A 22,865-nucleotide genomic window follows, 5' to 3' on the forward strand; every position below is an offset into this window, starting at 1 on the left:
GCCTTTTATTTTATATCTATCTTATGCCTTTAACTATTCTCTGTTTAAAAGTTCTAATGCTTCCATAAAGTACTAACATCCATGATAAATCACCTACCAGCAAATAACCTATATTCTCACTGCTTTGTAATGTTATTGCAGTGGTTCCTACAAATACTAGAGATGCTATACCAATTAATGCTGCACCCCACTTTACACTATGCTTATACCTAAAGCTTTTTATCCCCATAAAAAACGATAATCCATTAATACACAATAATATTTTATATGGTGACAGATTACTTAGTATAACATTATATCCATAGGATAATGATATATAATACTCCATAGGCACTTTAAACATACATATCAAATAAATAACTATGCCTATAATAAAAATTCCATAAAACCATTTTATATCCATCCTTGTATTTCTATAAAAAATATATAAACAAGTATATATAATTATAGGAATATATATAATGTTTAAAAACACTAAATTCTTCATTAAGTATACACTTTTCATATTATCTGCTAGAAGAAGCACTAGCAAGCTAACTATTCTTAATATAATCAGGATAAAAGATATGGTAAGTACTTCTTTTATTTTAACAGGGCAATACCTTATGCTTGAGGTTATAGACTCATAACTCAAAAATATCATGGCTAAAATTAAAAACAAATATATATAAATATTCAATATCCACACTCCAAAATAATAATTATATTTATATATATTACTTTTTTATATGTTTTATGAAAACATTACTCCTCTTTGTATCCTATTATTTTAATAGACCTACGTTCGCAGGTGATTTCAAGTGGAAAATCAGGGCCTTTTTCTCCATCAATATCTGTAGCTATATTCTCATCACAATCTATGGTTAGCTCTTTACATTTAAAATAAAGTATTCCATCCATATCAGCAACTTGACCCTTTTTCATCATAATAATTAAATTATTAAAAGCATTTTTCAAAATTTCCTTTTTTATAACAACCACATCTAATAATCCATCATCTGCTTCTGAGTAATCTGCAAATTTAATATTTCCTGCTGTTTGACCATTAAATACTAGTATAGTATATATTTTACCTTCAAAATTTACTACTGGAGAAGTAATCTTAACATCTATTTTTTTTAGATTTTTAACCTCTTCTGCAGCTTTTACATAATAAGCTAGCTTTCCCATTGTGTTTTTAAGACTATTATCAGTTTTTTGAGATATATCTGTAAACAGTCCTGCACTAGCCACATTTACAAAGTATTTATCATTTATTCTACCAAGATCAAAACGCTTGACTTTCCCATCTAAAATTTGCTTACAAGCAGCAGATATATCACTAGGAACTCCTAAGTATTTAGCAAAATCATTAGCTGTACCTACTGGTAAAAAACCTACAGGAATATCCACGTTATTTTGCTTCATCTTATTTATTACTGAATCAATAGTCCCATCTCCACCTGCTATTAGTATATACTTATAGCTTTCATCTATTTCAATGAGCGCATCTCTAATATCAGAATCATGACTAATTCTAAAAGGTTCTATAGTATATCCATACTGTTGATGAATTTTGATTACCTTATCTATGTTGTTTATTATTGAATTTTCTCCCGAGTAAGGATTATAAATAAATTTAACTCTTTTCATAATTTCCTCCTATATCATTTATAAACAATATAACTTAATTATGCCCATGAATATTATTTATAATTATATATAATACTTTATTTACCTTAATCTATATCATATTACCATTTTAAAAACCTTTTTTCAAATTTAAAAATTTATTCATACTTTTTTATATTTAACAATTAATTTTTACTTTCACTGCATATATATTTTACAATGGTAACCAAAATGTATATAATAAAATAGAGGTGATAGTGTGAATAAATCTATTATCCCAAATTCTATGACTTTGGGTAACTTAATTTGTGGAGTTTTATCAATACAATTTACTATAAATAATGATTTTACTACAGCTGGAATTTTAATCTTATTAGGAGGAATCCTTGATAGATACGATGGTACTGTAGCACGTTTTTTAAACACTCATAGTGAACTGGGAAAAGAACTTGATTCTCTAGCGGACTTAGTTTCCTTTGGTGTAGCTCCATCAATTTTAGCCTTTTCCCTATATGGATTTAGTAATTTTGGACTTTTAGGTAAAATTTTATTAGTATTATTCCCTGTGGCAGGAGCTTTTCGTTTAGCTAGATATAATTGTACAGATTTTAATAATGTTTTTACTGGCATACCTATAACTATAGCTGGTAGTTTACTAGCTGTACTTGAGATTTTTTCTACGGTAAGACCCATACCATCAATAATTCCAATGGTATTTATGACATTGCTTTCATACCTTATGGTTAGTCATTTTCAAATTAAGAAAAAATAAAATAGTAATATTAAAAGCGACTATTAAAAATAGTCGCTTTTAATATTACTCATGAATATATTCTAAACCACATAATAGTATGAAAGAGTAACCACTAAATATACTGCTATAAGTAACGCCCCTTCAAACCAATAGGTCTTACCATCTTGAAACACAAAATAAGACATTCCCATAGCTATAGACATGGTTACTATTTGAAAAGTTGAAAACAGTAGGTTTACTTGGAACCCCATAAAGGAAGAGCAAATAACTAATATAGGAATCACAAACATAGTAATTTGTATACTAGAACCTATGGCAGTTTCTAGACTAGCATCTATTTTATTTTCTAAAGCACATACTATGCTTGATGCATTTTCACCAAAGGAGCCTAAAAGTGGAATCAATATTATTCCTAAAAATTCTTGTGAAATTTTATATTCTTCAACAATGGCATTTACACCACCAACTAATCTTTCACTTATAAAATATAAAAGTATAGTTACAATAATAATTAACCCAAATACTTTTCTAGTGTCGTTCTTATCACCATTCTTAGGTAACATTTTTTTTTCATCTAATATAAATAAATTACTATGGGTATATAAGGAAAATATTAGCCCTAATATATATACGCATATCAATACAACACCTATGATTAAACTTATTTTTTGAAAACTACCATTATCAACAATAGAGTATCTATTTAAAGCGGATATAATTATTATAGTAAACATAACTAAAAATAACATATTTAAATTTGTACGTGCAATTATTTTATTAAATTTTTGTTCCCTATATTTTATACCACCACAAAACACTGCAATTCCTAACCCAAGTAGCATATTTGTAATAACAGCCCCTAAGAGCCCTGCCTTTGCCATGGAAATCATACCATACTTTATAGACCAAAGCCCCATCATAAGTTCTGGCACATTACCTGCTGTAGCTGAAATCAGGCCGCCTCTTTTTTCACCTATATAATCTGATATTTTTGAAGTTCCTCTTCCTAATAAAATGGCTAAAGGGATCATTACTAATGAATACATTATAACATTAATTATGTTAGAATCTATATTTATAAAAAGCAGTATAATAGAGATTAATACTATGGTTAATGTTACTACTTCTTCTTTTCCAATAAAATCTTTTTTCTTAAAGTCTTTCATATTTTCCTCCACAATATAACATAGATATATATTTACTCTATTCATTTCATAAAGAAACAGTTACACCTATATTTTTGCTAAAGGTGTAACTGTAATGAAATACTTTATTTTAGTTTTTTATTTATTAGAAAATACTTTTTCTTTTAACTTTTGACCACATGGAGTTACTGCAAGACCACCTAAGGCAGTTTCTCTTAATTCACTAGGCAAGGCTCTTCCTATTTTGTACATAGATATGACTGTATCATCAAAAGGAATCTTACTCTCAACACCTGCCATTGCCACGTCTGCCATGGTAAGGGCACTTACCGCTCCTGCTACATTTCTTTTAGCGCATGGTATCTCAACTAATCCCGCTATTGGATCACAAACTAAGCCTTCCACATTTTTTATTACCATAGCCCCTGCATCAAAGGCCATTTTAGGAGTTCCTCCCATCATTTCTACAATGGCAGCTGCAGCCATAGCAGCTGCACTACCACATTCTGCTTGACATCCACCTTCAGCACCTGCTAGAGTTGCATTTTTAGCAATTAAAATCCCAACCCCCGAAGCTGTAAATAAAGCAGTTATCATTTCATCATCAGTTTTATTTAATTTCTCCCCTGCTGTAATAATAGCTGCAGGTATAATACCACAGCTCCCTGCAGTAGGTGCTGCTACTATTCTTCCCATGGCTGCATTAACCTCAGAACAAGATAATGCTCTTGCCATAGCTTTAACTATAAAATTACCACATAAGGTTTCTTTTTCTTGGAAGTACTTTCTAATCTTAGTTGCATCACCACCTATAAGACCGCTTATAGATATAATCTCTTTATCCATAGCTTCTTGAGTTGCAGACTTCATAACTTTTAGATTTTCTCTCATCATTTCAATTAATTTTTCCCTAGAAGTTTCTGAAGATTCCAGTTCCTCTCTTATAGTATATTCTGCAATGGTTATGTTCTCTTTATTACATAATTCAATTATTTCTGTTGCCTTTGATAAAAACATTAAAGCTACTCTCCTTTCATTGGTGGTAATATTTCCTCTACATTTTTCACATTTTCTATCTTTCTTATTTTATCTACCACATGATGATTCACTATCCCATCAGTTTCAACCACCGTTGAAGCTTCTAATCCCTTAGCTTTTCTATATACATTCATTGAAGCTATATTTATATTTTCATTAAATAAAAGATTGCTAACATTATATATCATTCCTGGTACATCGAGATGAGTAATTATAATAGTTGGATATTCTCCTGTAAAATGGATGCTTTGTCCATCTAATTCAAATATAACTATATTTCCTCCTCCTATGGATGAACCTGTAACAGTGGTTTCTATTCCTTTAGAATCCTTCATTACAAATTTAACTGTATTAGGATGTACATCACCTAGATCCGTTTCTTCAAAGGTAAATTTTACTCCTCTTTCTTCTGCTATAGTAAAAGACTCTTTTAATCTATAATCCCAGGGATCCATACCTAGGATTCCTGCTACTAGTGCCCTATCTGTACCATGTCCTTTATAAGTTTTTCCAAAGGAGCCATGAAGTAAAAATTTAACTTCCCTAACATCATCTTCTGCAATCTTTGCAGCTAATTTTGCAAGTCTTGCAGCTCCTGCTGTATGTGAGCTTGAAGGTCCAATCATTATAGGACCAAGAATGTCAAACACGCTATAACTTTTCATAATTTCCTCCTATAAAATACCACTATAGAATATACTAAAATTTATTATTTCATTGACTCCTGAACTAATAGTTATTACTTAGTATATCCATTTTATATAATACCATTAGTTAAAGATTAAAAATATGTAACTTTTAAATAAGAATTATGTAAAAATATATCTATAATATTTATACCATAAAACTTATTGACAATATATATTTTTTTTCGATATAAATAGAGCTCGGTAATAGTGTTTTTTTGTATACCATTATTACCTAGCTCTATTTAATTAATATTCATTTTAAATTTAATATTGATAAAAACAACTTCCCCCTATAAATTCTGTAATTAAAGAATTTGTTGGAACAACCTCCTTATCTACTTCTTTAAAAAAATGTAAAAATTCTATAAGCCTTCTTGCTTCATTGTAGACTGAACTTTCTGGTTTCACTTTATATAGCTCTTCTAATGCATATTTCTTTAAAACTGCTAACTCATATATAAGTGCTGAATTAAACATTACATCTGCATCTTCTTGATACGGAAATATATTCTTATCTTCTCCTCGTCTTATAGAAGACCACATTTTCAGTGTATATTCTACATCATATCCTCTTGACAAATAATCTCTAACTATTCTTCTAATCATCCTTACATCCGTTGTTGCTATTCTATTGTGAGCATCCATATTTATTTGAGTTAATGGACTAATATATACTTTAAATTTATGATTATGAGGAATTGAAGCTGTTAGGACTTCATTTAAGCCATGTATTCCCTCAATTACTATTACTCCCCTATCTGGAAGCTTCACTTTATTTCCTAACCACTCTCTTTTACCCGTTATAAAATTAAAGGTTGGAAGCTCAACTTCTTCTCCATTTAAAAGCATTTTTAGTTGTTCATTAAATAACTCTAAATCCAATGCAGTTATACTTTCAAAATCATATTCTCCAAATTCATCCTTTGGAGTAAGCTCTCTATCTATAAAATAGTCATCTAATGATATTGGTACTGGAATTAATCCATTAACTCTCATTTGAATTCCCAACCTCTTACAAAATGTGGTTTTTCCTGAAGATGATGGTCCAGCTATTAATATTAGCTTTATATCACGATTTTTCTTTATTTTATCAGCAATATTAGCTATTTTCTTTTCGTGCAAAGCTTCTGCAACTCGTACTAAAGTCACAATATCACCATGTTCTATCTCATCATTTAAAGCACCTACATGGGCTATATTTAGTATATCTCCCCATTTCTCAGCTTCATAAAATATCTTTGCTAACTTCCTATGTTTTTCAAATCGTGGAATTTGGGTTGGCTCTTCTTGAGTTGGAAATCTTAGAATAAACCCTGGATCATAGTAAATTAAATCAAAACATTTTAGTATATCTGTATTAGGTATCATTGGTCCATAAAAATAACCAATTTCTTCACCCAACTTATAAATTATTATACTGCTCTCATTTACATTTTTAAAAACACTAACCTTATCATCCATGCCAGCTTCTCTAAATAAATCTATAGCATCTTCCTTACTATAATTTTTCTTTTCAATTTCCATGTTAGCATCTACTATCTCAAGCATTCTCTTTTTTATGGCATATACATCATCTATGCTTAGATGTATGTCTTTATATATTTCACCAAATAATCCTTTACTTAAAGAATGTTCTATGGTTATTTTACTATCTGGAAATAAATCCTTGGTAGCTTTTATTAAAACAAATTGTAAACTTCTTATATAGCACATCATTCCTTGTTTATCTGTAATATCAACAAACTCTATATCACAATCCTTCTCAAGAACAGTTGATAACTCCCTAAGTTTACCGTCCGCTTTAACCAAAACTATAGGTACTTTATTGTCATGGCCATATCTTTTTATCAAATTATAACACGTTATTCCTCTATGAACTTCTATGATTCTTTCTTCTATTCTTATCTTGATTTTATCCATACCCTCACCTCTATTATAATTATTTAGTTATCATATATTATTTCCTTATCCCTTAATTAACTAATAAAATCATAATCCTAATAAAATTTAAACTTAAATTATATTATATATTTGTATTACTTATTATATTACATAATTGTAAATATGAAACCAACAAACCACAAATAATTTATTATATTCTGTGCATACTATATTTAGCATTATATTAGAAATATAGGTGATATTTATGTTTATACTTATAATTAGAACAGTTATACTATATGTTTATTTAATTTTCATTATGCGAGTTATGGGTAAAAGACAGCTTGGACAGTTAGAACCTGTAGATTTTGTAGTTGCACTAATGATTTCTGAACTTGCAACTCTCCCTATGGGTGATAACCGAATTCCGCTAATATATGCTATAGTTCCTATAACTACTTTAGTTTTTCTTCAAGTAATGACTTCCTTTTTAGAACTTAAAAGTGAACACATTCGCTCTATTCTAAACGGTCAACCTAGTATACTTATAAAAGACGGACTAGTAAATGTGAAGGAATTAAAGCAAGTTAGATATAATCTTGATGACCTTTTAGGTGAGCTTAGACAAAATGGTTATTTTAATTTACAAGAAATACATTATGCAATTTTAGAAACTGATGGTTCTCTATCTATTGTTCCTTACAAAGACTATGAACCACCTACAAGGGAAGATTTTAATATAAAAATAGAAGATGAGCCTCTTCCCATTCCCGTAATATTAGATGGTGTTATAAACAAGGCCAATCTTAAGTCTATTAAAAAAGATAATTATTGGTTAGAAGAAAAACTAGCTAAAAATAATATTAAAAGCTATAAAGATGTGCTCATTGCAATAGTTTATTCAAATAACCAAAAATTCTACTTTCAACTTAAAAATCATACTACTAATGCTAGTACTAATGAAAAAGAGAGTTAAGGAGGAGTTCCTATACAATGAAAAACATGATAACAACATGCATCATCTTCTTTCTAATGATATTCATTCTTTTTTTTGCCAGTAAATATATAGTATTAACTTGTGATAAGCTTTTAGATGTTTCATCAGAAATAGAAGAAAACATAGTAAATAATAATTGGGATGAAAGCTATATGTTGTCTTTTGAATTGTTAAACATCTATGAAGGACACGTGGCAAACTTAACTTTATTTTTAAATCATACAGACTTTGATAACATTTATAGTGAAGTTATAAAGCTTAGTCAATATTCTAAATGCAAAAATAAAGATGAAGCTCTTTCATCTATTCATGTGGTAAAAACTCTAATTAACCAAGTAAAAGAATTAGAATCTATATCAATAGGAAATATTTTTTGATAAGTTTTTGGTTACGATTTCAAAATGTGGTTTTCTATATAGCATTTAACTAAAGATTGAACTATAATAAAATTATGGACTTAATCTTATAAATAGAAGGGTGGAATAATGTTATGGCATTAGTAACTACTAAAGAAATGTTTAAAAAGGCTTTTGAAGGCAAATATGCTATAGGAGCTTTTAATATTAACAATATGGAGATAATTCAGGGAATTGTAGATGGAGCTAAAGCTCAAAACTCTGCTGTAATACTTCAATGCTCTAGTGGAGCTATAAAATATATGAGACCAGCTTATTTAAGACATATGGTACTTGCTGCTGTTGAAGAAAGTGGAGTTGATGTAGCTCTTCACCTAGACCACGGCGATTCTTTTGAACTTTGTAAAGAGTGTATAGACAATGGATTTACCTCTGTTATGTTTGATGGTTCTCACTATGATTATGAAGAAAACGTAAGACTTACAAAAGAAGTTGTAGAATATGCTCATGCTCATGGAGTTGTGGTAGAAGCTGAACTAGGTAAACTTGCTGGAGTTGAAGATGATGTAAATGTATCTGCTAAAGATGCTACTTACACTGATCCAGACCAAGCAGTTGACTTTGTTAAGAGAACTGGTGTTGATTCATTAGCAATAGCTATTGGAACAAGCCACGGTGCATACAAATTTAAAGGCGAAGCTAAACTTGACTTTGAAAGACTTGAAACAATAACAAGAAAATTAGAAGAAGTTGGTTTTGAAAAATATCCAATAGTTCTTCACGGTGCTTCTGCTGTAGATCCAAAATATGTTGAAATGTGTAATGAAAATGGTGGAGACATAAAAGGTGCTAAGGGAGTACCTGTAGAAATGCTAAGAAAAGCTTCATCTATGGCTGTTTGCAAAATTAACATGGATACAGACCTAAGACTTTGTGTTACAGGTTCTTGTAGAAAAGTATTTGCAGATAAACCAAGTGAGTTTGACCCAAGAAAATATCTTGGAGTAGCAAGAACTAATCTTCAACAATTAGTAGAAGATAAAATTACAACGGTTTTAGGTTCAATAGACTCAATGAAATAAGATAAAAAAAACATGGAACTTTTATTCCATGTTTTTTTATTCTGTCTACTTTTCAGTATAATTGATAATATGTTTTATTTTCATATTAATACTACCATCCCCGACTCTTTCAATTTCGAATCTATTAATATCATTATAAGCTTCTTCTGATATATATAAATCTATATCTTTATCTATTTTTAGCCTAACTCTCTTCAATTTCTTTTCTACCCACTGCTTATCTAAATCTACAGTTTCACTTACTCCACTTTCAATTGCAAAGGTTCTAAAGTTCTCTTTTAGAGACTGATTTTCTTTAAAAACTTCTTCTGCAAAATTATTCAAGTCTATAGAATCTTCTTCTCTGAGCCTCTTCTTAACTTCTCTACGTACTGTTTCTTGTCCTTCTGCATTTTCACTAAGGGCATTTTGAGTCCATTTTTCTGCTACTTTCAAAAACTTCTTTGTCTTATCTCTTTCATTTTCTACTATAGTACAGCCTAAATAATTATCTATAAAATAATTAGCTCCATATTCTTTATTTTCTTTATTGCTTTTACTTTGCTTATCAATTACTAATAAATCATAGGGATTATCACTAGCCATAACCTTAATAAATGCACACTTTTGTATCCTTGAACTACTTGAAGGCAGTCCTGTAAATTGAGGTATTATATCTATTCCAATCTTTCCATCTACAAACTCTACATTGTGCATATAATTTTTAATATAGTCCATCTTAAATATACCTATAAATGCTCCATACTCTGTGGTAAAGGATACAGTAAGCAAATCACAGGAAGGTATGCTCCCCTTTGATCTCATCAAGATAAACATCTGACTAGCTAACTCCTTAGATACATTGGTTAGATTATTTTCTCCATTCAAATATTCTTGACATACTTCCTTTACAATATTTCTCTCCTTATTAAAAATAGCATATTTAAGTTCCTCATCCTTTAAACATCTTTGAATGTGTTTAAAAATAAAAGTATACACCTCTTCTGTTAATTCTAAGGGATACTCATTTAAAACTGGCTCATCGGAATTGTTATCTAAAATATGAATAATAGCTTCATTTATATTAATTTCATTTATATACTCCATCACTTACCTCCATAAATTTTAGTATACATATCTTTATGTATATTTACTATTCTAGTATGTCTACTATAGATTTTTAACAGTATAAGAATAATTATATATTTTTTTTTAACAATATCAATAAAATTTGTTATAATCTTAAACATAAGGTATAATGTCATCATTAAAGAAAAAGGGGTGCTATCCTTGGAAGAAATGGAAACAAGAATCTTAAAGATAGATGTAGATGAAATAAAATCTAAACTTAACAGTCTAGGCTGTGAAAAAGTTAAGGATGAAAATCAAGTTAATAACCTCTATGATTTTCCTGATAGAAGACTGCTAAGTAAAAAAGGTTATGCTAGAATTAGAATAGTGGAAGATAATTTAAATAATATAATAATAAATTATATGACTACAAAAAAACTTCTAAGCCAAGAAAAGTATAAGGTTATGGAAGAAAATGAAATTGTTATAGACAATAGCACCATTGGAAGTCAAATCTTCACCTCCCTTGGTCTTGAACTAGTAGAATCAATAAAAAAACATAGAGAAAGTTATAAATATAAGAATTCTCTTATTGAAATTGATATAAATGATAAGAGCTTTTGTCCCTTTCCTTATTTAGAAATAGAATCAACGGATGAGGAAGAAATAAAAGAAATTGTAGCTTTACTTGGATATACTATGGAGGATACCACCTCTAAAACAATCTTTGAAATATTAAATGGAGAAGGATCAGTAAAAGGAGTATAATGTTTGGTTATGTAACACCCTATAAAATGGAATTAAAAATTAAAGACTATGAAATGTTCAAAGCTTACTATTGTGGGTTATGTATATCTATAAAAAATAATTTTTCTAATTTATGCAGAATGACTTTAAATTATGACATGACTTTTTTAGGTATACTTTTGGATAGTTTAGAATACAGTAAACATAAGTATGTAGTTACTAAATGTATAGCTCATCCTATGAAAAAAAGGCCTAAGGTTATAGATAATAGAGCTTTAGATTATGCTGGCTTTTGTAACGTGTCTCTAGTATACTACAAATTATTAGATGATTATAATGATGATAATTCTCTAAGTAAAAAGTTTATTTCCATGTACATAAAAAAATTTATAAATAAATCTAAAGAGGACTTATCTCCAATTTTAGTTAATATAGAAGAAAATATAAAGAAGTTAAGCTTCCTTGAGAAATCCGGAGAAATCATATCTATTGATGAACTCAGTGACCCTTTTGCATCTTTAACAGCTTTTATAGTATCTTACTATTATAAAGATGAGAACTTTTATAATGAACTATATAATTTAGGATATAATCTAGGGAGATGGATTTATATAATAGATGCCTTTGATGATTTAAAGGAAGATATGGAAAAGCATAAATTTAACGCTATCAATAAAGCCTTTAATACTGAAAACCTATCCTATGAAGAGTTAATTATTAATCAAGGTAATAGAATTGAATTTAACCTATTAATGAGTGCAAATACCACCGTTGAAGCTTTAGATAAACTTCCTATAAATAAAAATAAAGATTTACTATTTAATATATTACAACTAGGACTTATGAATAAAATAGAAACTATAAAATCAAGGAGTGACAAGAAACATGAATAATCCTTATGAAGTACTTGGAGTTAAAGAAAATGCCTCTCAAGATGAAATCAAAAAAGCTTATAGAGAGCTAGTAAAACAATATCATCCAGACAAGTATGTTAACAACCCGCTAAAAGATTTAGCAGAAGAAAAACTTAGAGAGATAAACGAAGCTTATGACGTATTGAGTAAAAAAGGTAATACTAGTAATGGATCTTCTAGCTATGGAAATCCTTCTTCAAGCTATGGTGGAAGTTCTAACAGCTACAATGATCCTAATCTTCAATCTGTTAGAATGGATATTAATAGAGGAAATATAGGCGGCGCAGAAGCAAAACTTAATGCAATGACTAATAGAACTGCTGAATGGAACTTTTTAATGGGAGTTGTACATCTTAGAAAAGGTTGGTATGACAGCGCAAATAATTTAATAAATACAGCTTGTAGAATGGATCCTAATAACTTTGAATATAGACAAATGCTTAATCAATTAAATCATACACAAAATAACTATAGAAGTACCTATTATGGTCAAAGAAATAGTTCTAATGATATGTGCAGTACTTGCTTAAATATTTGGATGTTAGATACTTGTTGTGAATGTATGGGTGGAGATTGTATTAGTTGTTGTTAAAAGGAGGTTACTATGAAAGAAAATAAGGCTTCGAATATGGCAAAGGGCGGTATGCTTATTGCTTTTACTCTTATTATCTTGTATGCCGCTAATTTTATTACCTTTAACACTTTATTTTTATTAGGCTTAGCTTCAGCACTTATTCCCCTGGGAATACTTATTGCTGATATGAAAACTACTTTATTAGTATATATAGGCTCCTCTGTATTAGCTTATTTCATAATTCCAGACAAAACTCTTTGTCTTTTTTATGTGCTAATCTTTGGTCCCTATGGCATAGTAAAATTTTTTATAGAGCAAAAAAGAAATACACCTATAGAAATCATATTAAAACTAGTCTATTTTAATGTGATAACCCTTATATCATTTCTTTTATATAAACAATTATTTATGCCTACTATTGAACTACGATATCCTTTAATAATTATGTTTATAGGTGGAAATGTATCCTTCTTTATATTTGACTATGTTCTTACAGTATTCATAAATAGTGTGAGAACTAAAAAATTTAAAATATAAGGACATAATATTTAAATACCTTGACATATACTTCACTCTTAATGTATAATTTTTAAAAACTTAATTATTTATTGCAGTGATGAGGAGTAGTAATATAATTACTTATTTAAAGAGAGCTACAGCTTGGTGTAATGTAGTAATAAGCTTATATGAACTTGCCTGGGAGCTTACTTGTTAAAAGCAAGTACGGATTTAACCGTTATATTATCAAGGGAGACCTTTATGGTCTAAATAGAGTGGTACCGCGGAATTATAGTTTTCGTCTCTTTCATAAGAGATGAAGACTTTTTTTATTTAAAATAATATTTGATGTTTATCAAACAAGGAGGATTACTATGGCTAGATATGGAACTGCTATAGATAAAAAATGGCAGGAAAAATGGGAAAAAACAAACCTATATAAATTCGATGAAAACAATATGGATAAAAAATTATACGTCCTTGAAATGTTCTCATACCCATCAGGAAGCCAATTACATGCAGGACACTGGTTTAACTACGGACCTGTAGATTCATGGGCTAGAATGAAGAGAATGCAAGGATATAACGTATTCCAACCAATGGGCTTTGATGCTTTTGGTCTTCCAGCAGAAAACTATGCAATTAAAACTGGAATACATCCTAAAGATTCCACAGATAAAAACATTGAAACTATGGAAAAACAACTTAAAGCAATGGGAGCAATGTTCAACTGGGAAAATGAAGTTGTTACTTGTAGACCAGATTATTATAAATGGACTCAATGGTTATTCCTAAAATTATATGAAAAAGATCTTGCTTACAGAAAGAATGCTCCAGTAAACTGGTGCCCTAGCTGTAACACAGTGCTTGCAAATGAGCAAGTTGTAGAAGGTCATTGTGAAAGATGTGAAAGTGAAGTAACAAAGAAAAACTTAACTCAATGGTTCCTTAAAATCACAGATTATGCAGATGAGCTTTTAGAAAAACTTGATGATCTTGATTGGCCAGAAAAAACTAAATCTATGCAAAAACACTGGATTGGTAGATCAACTGGTTCTGAGGTAACTTTCAAAGTTAAGGATTCTAATATTGAATTCAGTACATTTACTACAAGAGTTGATACTTTATTTGGAGTTAGTTACGTTGTTCTTGCTCCTGAAAATGAATTAGTTGAAAAGCTTACTACAGAAGAAAATAAAGTTGCTGTTGAAGCTTATAAAGAAGCATCCGCAAAGCAAACTGATATAGAAAGACAATCTATATCTAGAGAAAAAACAGGAGTATTCACCGGATCCTATGCTATAAACCCAATAAACAACCGTGTTATTCCAATCTGGGTTGGAGACTATGTACTTAATACCTATGGTACAGGTGCAGTAATGGCGGTTCCAGCTCATGATGATCGTGACTATACTTTTGCACAAAAATATAATCTTCCTATAGAAAGAGTTATAGAAGGTGGAGATACTCTCCCATTCACTGAATATGGTCCAATGATGAATAGTGGAAAGTTTGATGGGCTTAAGGGAGAAGAAGCTAAGGATGCAGTAGTAGCAGATCTTGAAAAAATGGGTCTTGGTAAAAAACAAGTTAACTACAGACTACGTGACTGGCTAGTTTCTAGACAAAGATACTGGGGTGCTCCAATTCCAATGATTCACTGTGACAAGTGTGGAACTGTTCCAGTGCCAGAAGCTCAATTGCCTGTAGAACTGCCATACAACGTAGAATTTGCACCAGACGGAAAATCTCCTCTTGCAAAATCTGAAGACTTCATAAATGTAACTTGTCCTAAGTGTGGAGGTGCTGCACACCGTGATGCAGATACTTTAGATACCTTTGTATGCTCATCTTTCTATTATCTAAGATATGCAGATAATAAAAATAGTGACAAAGCTTTTGATAGTGAAATAATAAATAAGATGCTTCCAGTAGATAAATATGTAGGCGGTCCTGAACATGCTTGTATGCACCTTCTATATGCAAGATTTATCACTAAGGCTCTTAGAGATATGGGTCTTCTAAACTTTGATGAACCATTCCTATCATTAACTCACCAAGGCTTAATCCTAGGACCTGATGGACAAAAAATGAGTAAATCTAAAGGAAATACAATATCTCCTGATGACTACATTAAAGAATATGGTTCTGATGTATTTAGAATGTACCTAATGTTTGGATTTGGATACACTGATGGCGGTGCTTGGAGTGATGATGGACTAAAATCTATCGGTAGATTTGTAGATAGAATTGAAAGAACTCTTGATACATCAATTTCAGAAATCAACTGTAATAAAGCTACTAAAGATTCTATGGAAGCACCTGAAAAAGAACTTAACTATTGGAGACACTTTGCAATTAGAGGTGTTAGTGAAGATGCTGAAAAGCTTCAATTTAACACTGCCATTGCAAGACTTATGGAGCTTACCAATGCTCTTAATAAATATCTAAATGAAGCTGTTAAAAATACTGATTTCTTAAAAGAAGTATTAGTTGATTATATTAAGCTTTTAGCTCCTTTTGCTCCTCACTTCAGTGAAGAACAATGGGAAAACCTTGGAATGGGTTACTCAGTATTTAATGAAAAATGGCCAGAATTTAATCCAGCTGCTTTAGTTAAAGATGAAGTAGAAATCGCTATTCAAATTAATGGTAAGATTAAAGCAAAAATAAATGTTGCAACTTCTTCTTCTGAGGATGAAATAAAAGAAGCATCTTTAAATGATGAAACGATAAAATCTAACCTTGAAGGAAAAACTGTAAGAAAAGTTATAGTTATTAAAGGTAGACTTGTAAATATAGTAGCTAATTAACCTAATTAAAAAACAGAGGAAAATCTCCTCTGTTTTATTTTTCACTATGATTTATCGGTAATTTTCTTTCATCATTATCAGAATTTTTACCTTCTCTTATGGTTATGCAACTATGTCTTGCTTCTTTATCTTTTATGGTAACTGGCCTAACATAAATATCATCATGCCATATTTTTATTAGATATGTCTTATTTGGTGGTAATGGACCAAATAAAAATTGACCATATTCATCTGTAAAAGTATGGGTTATAGGTAGTATACTTAATGGGTCATTTGGATCTTCAAGTATGATTAACTTTACTACTGCATCACTAATTGGTTTATTATTTTTATCAATTACTCTACCATAGATAACACCTCTGTTATCATCACCAGTTTCAACCTTAGCATCTACATACTTATCTCCATAAGTAGTTGATTGAAATTTAATTAATTGCTCACTCATTTTATACCTCATGAAATATTGCTTATATCATCATATGAGGAATATAAAACTTTTGTACCAATGAATTATTTGTACCTTTCAAGAACCTTTTTAGTTTCTTCTAATAGGCTTGTAAGTTCAAATACATCTCCTACTTCTAATAACTTATTAAGCTCTTCTGTAAACCTTGATGCTTCTCCAGTTTTCCCTAGGGAAGATATAGTTAATATATTTTCCACTATATTACTTACTAAAGAAGATTTTACCTCAAATAGCTTTTGAGCATCCTTTATTTCATCTTTTATTGCTAACATTTCTGTATCTAAGTTAAAGGCTGCATCTGCTGCACTTTTAAGCTTTCCTTTAATGTCTATTGGTATAGCATGCTTATATTTATAATTTAAAGAATGTTCCACTGTAGCCCAGAAGTTCATTGCCAAAGTTCTTATTTGAAATTCAGCAAGCACTTCACACATTCCAGATGCCATATTTACTGGATACTTTATAATCATATGGTAACTTCTATAACCACTAGATTTTACATTAGTAACATAATCTTTTTCATAAATTATATGCATGTCTTTTCTTTCACGTATTATATTTACTACTTTATCTATATCATCTACAAATTGGCACATGATTCTCAGTCCAGCAATATCTTCCATTTCATACTGGATTCTATCTAAAGGTATATCAAATTTATTAGCTTTCTCTAGTATACTGGAAACCTCTTTAACCCTACCCGTTACAAATTCAATAGGTGAGTATTCATTTTTCTTTCTTAATTCTCTTCTTATACTTCTAAACTTTACTTTTAATTCCTCTACTGCTTGGTCGTATGGAATTAAAAAACTCTTCCACTCAATAACTGCCATATATGTCATTCCTTTACTAACCAATTCTATTAATCCGTATTTAATTATATCATATAATGGTATTTTTTATGGTATTTTATATGACTTTTATTGAATTTTTTATTAATCTAAAATCTTAATAGGAGTAAAATCTATATAATCACAGGATGTTAAAATATATTCAACCCCATCTTTTTCTCCTTCAAAAATATTTAAAAGTCCTCCACCATGAAGATGTCCATAGATTACCTTATCCACTTTATATTCCTTAAACATTTCTAAAAATTCATTTTCCTGCATATTAGGAAATATAGGTGGATAATGAATCATACATATTATTTTTTTAAAACCACTTTTTATTGCTGCATCTATGGAAAATCTTAATCTTATAAGTTCTCTATCATAGATTTTTTTATTGTGAGAATTAAATTTGGGATTATTCTTTAAAATCCATCCCCGACTTCCACATATAGCATAATCCTCATATACGAAAAAATTATTTTGGATAAACTCCATCCTCTGAAACATAGAATTAAGCTTAGTAATTCCAGTCCACCAATAGTCATGGTTTCCCCTAACAAATATTTTTCTCCCCGGAAGATTATTTATAAATTCTAAATCAGCCTTGCCATTTTCCATATTCATAGACCATGAAATATCTCCTGCTACTAATACTGTATCTTCATCTTTCACAACTCTAATCCAATTTTCTTTTATTTTTTCATCATGATTGCTCCATTTTTCCCCAAATATATCCATAGGCTTTTCTCCTGTGGAGGCTAGATGAAGATCTGAAATTGCATATAATGCCACTTAACCACCTACTATCTATTTCATAATCTTTTTATTTAAATTTATTTGTACTTATTATCTATCTCCATAACATAGGCTATAACCTTTGCCACTACATCATAAAGCTCATAAGGAATTTCACTATCTATATCCACTTTAGTAAGCATATCTGAAAGTTCTTCATTATATACAATAGGTACATCACTTTTTTCTGCTTCTTCAAGGATTTTATCAGCTACATTACCCATACCTGCTGCTGTAACCTTTGGAGCATTCTGCCCATATTCATATTTTAAAGCTGCTGCTTTTTTTCTCTTTCTATCTTCCATATAAGCACACTCCTAGCTAAACTCTAGTATTAATTGTAGTGAAATCATCATCTTCAAAGAAACTTCTGCAATTTGAAAAAGAAAAATCATGTTTTTTCTCTTTTATAAAAATATTAAACATATACTTACTATCCATTAAGTCATTAATTAACTTTCCCTTAAATCTTTCTAATATCTTTACATATGTGGCTTCACTTTCTATTTCAATAGTGGCCGAATTTTTATTCACGGTTAAATAAGCATCTACCTTTTCCATATTTACAGTGGCTACACTAGCCGCTATTTTAATATTTTCAGTATCTAACTTTTTTCCTTTACTTCTTTCATCCTTAATAATCAGCTTACAATCATATTCCTTATCCTTCATATCCAGTGGAACATTGAGAAAATAATAATTATTATTTATTGTATTAAACATTTTAAACTCTTGAAACTTAGTTTCTAAGTTTTGAATCACATTATTAAAAGTACTAGTTTCTTTCTGGGATAACTTAATTAATTCCATTAAATCATTTTTTATAAAGGATATCTTTTCTCTTAATTCATCCTTTACCATAGTGCTAGTTATACTTCTATCTACCATGATATCTGATTTAAGCTGCTTAAAGAGTTTATTAGTGCTATCTACTTCGTCCTTGCCGTGGGATGCCATTTTCCCCAGTAGATCCTCTTCATCATTGACTATTCCTATTGTTCTTTCATTTATAATATCATTAGAATGCTTTCCTTCTTTGTTTACCATCTTTTCTGAAGATAATATAGCTTCTTTATTTTCTAAGCTTTCCTTTATTGATACCATAGGTTGAGAACTATCTTTTTCAGAATATATTAATTTATCACCTTCACTAATAGTTGAATTTCTATTAACAATAACTTCTCCTTGTGTATCTTTATTAATATTGCCAATAATCTGCTCTTTAATAACATTGGTAGTTTCCTTTATCTCTGGTAAAATACTGTATTCATTAGAGATAACCTTTGAAAAAGCTTTGATATTATATTCATTTAGCTTTATATCCAGAGCTTTCATAACAAATACGTCATCTATCTTTAAGTTCTTAATTTCATTTAAAACTCTACCTAAAGTTGCTTTTATTTGTTCAGCTTCAGAACTATTATTTTGTATTCCTTTAGCTTCTATAAATTTATCAATGAATTTATTTAACTCCTTAGGAGAATTATTGCTTTGATCTATAAACTCCTTAAGTCCCTTAATTTCTAAAAGATTTTCTTCTGTAATTGGAATATTGTTCTTAAGCATAGATTTTAATATAGGCACATCCTCTTTGCCTACTGGAAAATCTAAGTTTTTAAGTAATTCTTCCATTAATGGATCTTTAATAGCTGAGTCACCATTGTTCCCAAGGCTATCTATAACATTTGATTCTAATATTCTAAGAAGAAATTTTCCTCCTTCAAATCCATCTAGTTGAAATTTAAACATATAATCATCTAAATTTTCTTGAAGTATATCTCCATCTACCCTTGCCGGAAATACTCTTCCATCAAGTAACTTTATTATAACATCAGTTGTACTTCCCTCTAACCTTAAAATTCTAGCAGAAAATGAATCTCCTTTTTTAAAGGTGAGCTTGTTAAAATCATCTCTTGTTGTATAGTTTTGTACCATATTAATTTTCCATACATTTGACATAGACTTCACCCCCTATTAAACTAATCGTATCATTTTCAGTTTAGTGAAGTATATTACAAAAACAATGAGTATACCATTAGGCATACTCATAAATTTTTTTACTAAGCTATCACTAATTTATAGAATTTCTTCTTTCCTCTTTTTATTAAGGCATATCCATCCTTTTCTAGGTAGCTTTCATTAAATGTTTCATTAACATCTTCTATTTTTATATCATTTATAGTAAGTCCACCTTGCTCTATAAGTCTTCTTCCTTCTTTCTTAGATGGAACAATACCTGTTTGTGCTATTATATCAAGAATTAAAGCAGCTTTCATATCTTCAGCAATTTCTACTGTAGGTACATTGCTCATGTCTACTCCACCACTAAATAGAGCTTCTGCAGCCTTTTTAGCTCCCTCTGCTTCTTCTTCTCCATGGATAAGTTTTGTAACCTCATAAGCAAGAACCTTTTTAGCTTCGTTAATTTCTGCTCCTTCTAAAGCTGAAAGTCTTCTTACTTCATCCATTGGAACAAATGTTAGTAGGCATAGACACTTCTCTACATCTGCATCATCAATGTTTCTCCAGTATTGGTAGAATTCAAATGGTGATGTTTTATTAGGATCAAGCCATACTGCTCCATTGGCTGTTTTACCCATCTTATTTCCTTCACTATTTGTAAGTAGTGAACATGTCATACCATAAGCTGATTTACCTTCTTTTCTTCTGATAAGTTCCATTCCTGCTAAGATATTTGACCACTGGTCATCTCCACCTAATTCCATTGTGCAATCATATTTTTTATTCAATACATAGAAATCATATCCTTGCATTAACATGTAGTTAAACTCTAAGAAGGATAATCCTTTTTCTAATCTTTGTTTAAAACATTCAGCAGTAAGCATTCTATTAACTGAGAAGTGTGAACCTATATCTCTTATAAAATCCACATAATTTAAATCTAAAAGCCAGTCTGCATTATTTTCTAGTATTGCTTTATCATCACTAAAGTCTATTAGCCTTGAAAGTTGACCTTTTATACAAGATATATTGTGATCAATTTCCTCTTTAGTTAGCATTTTTCTCATATCTGTTCTACCTGATGGATCACCTATCATTGCAGTACCACCACCAACTAAAGCTATTGGTCTATGCCCTGCCTTTTGCATATGAGACATAAACATCATAGCAATAAAATGTCCTATATGAAGACTATCTGCTGTGGGATCAAATCCTATATAAAAAGTTACCTTTTCCTTTGCAAATATTTCTTTCATTTCTTCTTCATGTGTTAATTGTTTTAAAAATCCACGTTCCTTTAAAACGTCATATACATTGTAATTTTCCATAACTTCCTCCAACATCTTATAGTTTTTTTACTTTAATCTTCGGCTATGATTTCAATTTTAACAAATATAATTAAGAAACTAAAAAAGTCCCTAGTATAAAAATACTAGGGACGAAAATTTCCGTGGTACCACCCAAATTTATAATTTAAAATCTTTAAAAGCATTTAAATTATTCTCTTCCTTAATAACGTTAGGAAACCGTAACAGCCTACTACTACTTCGACCTAAGACTCTAAAATGTATTTCATTAAAATCCTTTACTGATTTACACCACCCATCAGCTCTCTTTAAAATTCATTTAATTACTTCTTTTCTTCATCGTCTCTTACTATATTCTATTTTAAATACATATTACTATTATTATTATCATTTTTCAAGAGTAAATACTAATTTTCTCTAAACAACATATTTTTTAATAGTATCTGGTATATTATTTTCTTCACAACTAACGTTGGCATAAAAGTCAACTTTAAATTTTTCTGATAAATATTCTAATTTATTTAGTATTGAACTAAAATCATCCGCATCATTACATATGTCACTCAAAATACCGTCTATAAATATACTTTCCACATCATAGTCTTTAGATATTATGCCACATATAAAACCGTAAAAATCTTTATAATTATGAATATTAAAGTCTTTAGAACATATAAACCTTATGTTCTTATGAATACGTAGGAGTCCTCTTGTGTCATCATCGATATACACTAGATTTCCTTTTGAGCTACTTACCTTTGAATTAGCTAAATTCATTAATGCTTTTGTTTTCCCAGAGCCTTTTTCTTTACAAAATACTTGAATCATTTTAAACGCCCCCAAACTTTTTAATAAAATACATTAACTTTAATAGTTATATTATATAATATTCAGAATATTTAATCAATAGTTCCTATTAACTTATATATTTCTGTTATTTTAATTATATGTGAATAATTATCACATTATTATTATTTTATATACATAATAGATTATTCTTAAATATACCTTCTTAAAACTTTAAGTAATAAAAATGCCTTAAAGTTTACTTTCATAAAAATCTAGTACACTTTAAGACATTTATTATTTTTCTATTATATACATTATGGTAATTTTATTCTATGCCTACTACATCATATCCTTCTTCTTCTATAGTAGCTTTTAAAACATCATTACTTTCAGTAGCTTCTACTAAAGCGTATTTCCCCTCTAAATTAACTTCTACTTCTGAAACTCCAGCTAACTCTTCTAGAGCATTTTTTACGTGAGCTACACAGTTTTTACAGCTCATTCCTTCAATTAATATTTTCTTTTTCATTACTTTCTCCTCCTAAAATATATATTAGTATGATA

At 29.6% G+C, this 22,865-nt stretch carries 24 protein-coding genes and 2 other annotated features; of the genes, 9 read left to right on the plus strand and 15 right to left on the minus strand.

The features are described 5' to 3' along the window. Positions 1-16 precede the first annotated feature (16 nt). Together IO99_RS08535 and IO99_RS08540 are read right to left on the minus strand one after the other, a co-directional pair. The gene (locus IO99_RS08535) at positions 17-679 is read right to left on the minus strand and encodes a hypothetical protein (RefSeq protein WP_035132426.1); all 663 of its coding nucleotides are present in this window, start codon (positions 677-679) and stop codon (positions 17-19) included. A 65-nt stretch (positions 680-744) separates the two neighbouring features. Then, complete coding sequence (locus IO99_RS08540; RefSeq protein WP_035132428.1) at positions 745-1,632, minus strand: YegS/Rv2252/BmrU family lipid kinase; 888 nt, start codon at positions 1,630-1,632, stop codon at positions 745-747. A 238-nt stretch (positions 1,633-1,870) separates the two neighbouring features. On the opposite strand from IO99_RS08540, the gene pssA reads away from it, so the two are divergent. Beyond that, positions 1,871-2,383 carry a CDP-diacylglycerol--serine O-phosphatidyltransferase gene (pssA, locus tag IO99_RS08545; protein WP_035132430.1) on the plus strand — a complete coding sequence of 171 codons (513 nt, stop codon included), beginning with the start codon at positions 1,871-1,873 and terminating at the stop codon, positions 2,381-2,383. Positions 2,384-2,445: 62 nt separating this feature from the next. On the opposite strand, the gene cax is transcribed toward pssA, so the two are convergent. The 4 genes from cax to IO99_RS08565 form a co-directional block, all read right to left on the minus strand. Beyond that, complete coding sequence (gene cax / locus IO99_RS08550) at positions 2,446-3,531, minus strand: calcium/proton exchanger (RefSeq protein ID WP_035132432.1); 1,086 nt, start codon at positions 3,529-3,531, stop codon at positions 2,446-2,448. Positions 3,532-3,648: 117 nt separating this feature from the next. Beyond that, complete coding sequence (sdaAA, locus tag IO99_RS08555) at positions 3,649-4,527, minus strand: L-serine ammonia-lyase, iron-sulfur-dependent, subunit alpha (RefSeq protein ID WP_035132434.1); 879 nt, start codon at positions 4,525-4,527, stop codon at positions 3,649-3,651. A gap of 5 nt (positions 4,528-4,532) precedes the next feature. Then, positions 4,533-5,213 (minus strand): L-serine ammonia-lyase, iron-sulfur-dependent subunit beta, encoded by a 681-nt coding sequence (gene sdaAB / locus IO99_RS08560; RefSeq protein ID WP_035132436.1) that lies wholly within the window; start codon positions 5,211-5,213, stop codon positions 4,533-4,535. 288 nt (positions 5,214-5,501) lie between these two features. Beyond that, entirely contained in the window at positions 5,502-7,157 is a 1,656-nt protein-coding gene (locus IO99_RS08565) for a nucleoside kinase (protein ID WP_035132438.1), read from the minus strand. A gap of 226 nt (positions 7,158-7,383) precedes the next feature. Between IO99_RS08565 and IO99_RS08570 the strand changes: the two genes are divergently transcribed. The 3 genes from IO99_RS08570 (at position 7,384) to fba (ending at position 9,553) form a co-directional block, all read left to right on the plus strand. Beyond that, a complete protein-coding gene (locus IO99_RS08570) occupies positions 7,384-8,094 on the plus strand; it encodes a DUF421 domain-containing protein (protein WP_035132440.1) in 711 nt (236 codons plus the stop codon). A gap of 17 nt (positions 8,095-8,111) precedes the next feature. Then, the gene (locus tag IO99_RS08575) at positions 8,112-8,492 is read left to right on the plus strand and encodes a DUF4363 family protein (protein ID WP_035132442.1); all 381 of its coding nucleotides are present in this window, start codon (positions 8,112-8,114) and stop codon (positions 8,490-8,492) included. A 113-nt stretch (positions 8,493-8,605) separates the two neighbouring features. After that, on the plus strand, positions 8,606-9,553 hold the full coding sequence (gene fba / locus IO99_RS08580; RefSeq protein ID WP_035132444.1) for a class II fructose-1,6-bisphosphate aldolase: 948 nt from the start codon (positions 8,606-8,608) through the stop codon (positions 9,551-9,553). Between the two features lie 45 nt (positions 9,554-9,598). Here fba and IO99_RS08585 read toward each other — a convergent pair whose 3' ends face one another. Beyond that, positions 9,599-10,639 carry a nucleoid-associated protein gene (locus IO99_RS08585; protein ID WP_035132446.1) on the minus strand — a complete coding sequence of 347 codons (1,041 nt, stop codon included), beginning with the start codon at positions 10,637-10,639 and terminating at the stop codon, positions 9,599-9,601. Between the two features lie 183 nt (positions 10,640-10,822). On the opposite strand from IO99_RS08585, the gene IO99_RS08590 reads away from it, so the two are divergent. The 5 genes from IO99_RS08590 to leuS all read left to right on the plus strand — a co-directional run bounded on the left by IO99_RS08590 (position 10,823) and on the right by leuS (position 16,149). Beyond that, positions 10,823-11,371 (plus strand): class IV adenylate cyclase, encoded by a 549-nt coding sequence (locus IO99_RS08590; RefSeq protein WP_035132448.1) that lies wholly within the window; start codon positions 10,823-10,825, stop codon positions 11,369-11,371. Further along, positions 11,371-12,243: a DUF5685 family protein gene (locus tag IO99_RS08595; RefSeq protein ID WP_035132450.1), complete on the plus strand. Its 873-nt coding sequence runs from the start codon at positions 11,371-11,373 to the stop codon at positions 12,241-12,243. The genes IO99_RS08590 and IO99_RS08595 overlap by 1 nt, the downstream gene beginning before the upstream one ends. Next, the gene (locus tag IO99_RS08600; protein WP_035132452.1) at positions 12,236-12,856 is read left to right on the plus strand and encodes a J domain-containing protein; all 621 of its coding nucleotides are present in this window, start codon (positions 12,236-12,238) and stop codon (positions 12,854-12,856) included. Before IO99_RS08595 ends, IO99_RS08600 begins: the two co-directional genes overlap by 8 nt. Positions 12,857-12,868: 12 nt before the next feature. After that, positions 12,869-13,375, plus strand: a complete 507-nt coding sequence (locus IO99_RS08605; protein WP_035132454.1) for a hypothetical protein — start codon at positions 12,869-12,871, stop codon at positions 13,373-13,375. Between the two features lie 67 nt (positions 13,376-13,442). Next, positions 13,443-13,645: a binding site (T-box leader), on the plus strand. A 65-nt stretch (positions 13,646-13,710) separates the two neighbouring features. After that, on the plus strand, positions 13,711-16,149 hold the full coding sequence (gene leuS / locus IO99_RS08610; RefSeq protein WP_035132456.1) for a leucine--tRNA ligase: 2,439 nt from the start codon (positions 13,711-13,713) through the stop codon (positions 16,147-16,149). Positions 16,150-16,183: 34 nt separating this feature from the next. Here the strand turns inward: leuS and IO99_RS08615 are convergent, their stop codons facing one another. From IO99_RS08615 to IO99_RS08650, 8 genes are all read right to left on the minus strand, one after another. Next, positions 16,184-16,594 (minus strand): carboxypeptidase-like regulatory domain-containing protein, encoded by a 411-nt coding sequence (locus IO99_RS08615; RefSeq protein ID WP_051824013.1) that lies wholly within the window; start codon positions 16,592-16,594, stop codon positions 16,184-16,186. 65 nt (positions 16,595-16,659) lie between these two features. Further along, positions 16,660-17,448 carry a GTP diphosphokinase gene (gene yjbM / locus IO99_RS08620; RefSeq protein WP_035132458.1) on the minus strand — a complete coding sequence of 263 codons (789 nt, stop codon included), beginning with the start codon at positions 17,446-17,448 and terminating at the stop codon, positions 16,660-16,662. A 102-nt stretch (positions 17,449-17,550) separates the two neighbouring features. Next, positions 17,551-18,240: a metallophosphoesterase gene (locus IO99_RS08625; protein WP_035132459.1), complete on the minus strand. Its 690-nt coding sequence runs from the start codon at positions 18,238-18,240 to the stop codon at positions 17,551-17,553. A gap of 41 nt (positions 18,241-18,281) precedes the next feature. Beyond that, positions 18,282-18,548: an EscU/YscU/HrcU family type III secretion system export apparatus switch protein gene (locus tag IO99_RS08630; protein ID WP_035132461.1), complete on the minus strand. Its 267-nt coding sequence runs from the start codon at positions 18,546-18,548 to the stop codon at positions 18,282-18,284. Between the two features lie 16 nt (positions 18,549-18,564). Continuing rightward, positions 18,565-20,202 (minus strand): hypothetical protein, encoded by a 1,638-nt coding sequence (locus IO99_RS08635; protein WP_035132463.1) that lies wholly within the window; start codon positions 20,200-20,202, stop codon positions 18,565-18,567. A 101-nt stretch (positions 20,203-20,303) separates the two neighbouring features. Next, a complete protein-coding gene (tyrS, locus tag IO99_RS08640; RefSeq protein WP_035132465.1) occupies positions 20,304-21,533 on the minus strand; it encodes a tyrosine--tRNA ligase in 1,230 nt (409 codons plus the stop codon). 103 nt (positions 21,534-21,636) lie between these two features. Continuing rightward, positions 21,637-21,861 (minus strand) — a binding site (T-box leader). 68 nt (positions 21,862-21,929) lie between these two features. After that, entirely contained in the window at positions 21,930-22,340 is a 411-nt protein-coding gene (locus IO99_RS08645; protein ID WP_035132467.1) for a hypothetical protein, read from the minus strand. A gap of 286 nt (positions 22,341-22,626) precedes the next feature. Beyond that, positions 22,627-22,830, minus strand: a complete 204-nt coding sequence (locus IO99_RS08650) for a heavy-metal-associated domain-containing protein (RefSeq protein ID WP_035132469.1) — start codon at positions 22,828-22,830, stop codon at positions 22,627-22,629. Positions 22,831-22,865 lie beyond the last annotated feature (35 nt).

It is taken from the genome of Clostridium sulfidigenes (assembly GCF_000732635.1).
In the GTDB taxonomy this organism is placed as follows: Bacteria; Bacillota; Clostridia; order Clostridiales; family Clostridiaceae; genus Clostridium_J; species Clostridium_J sulfidigenes.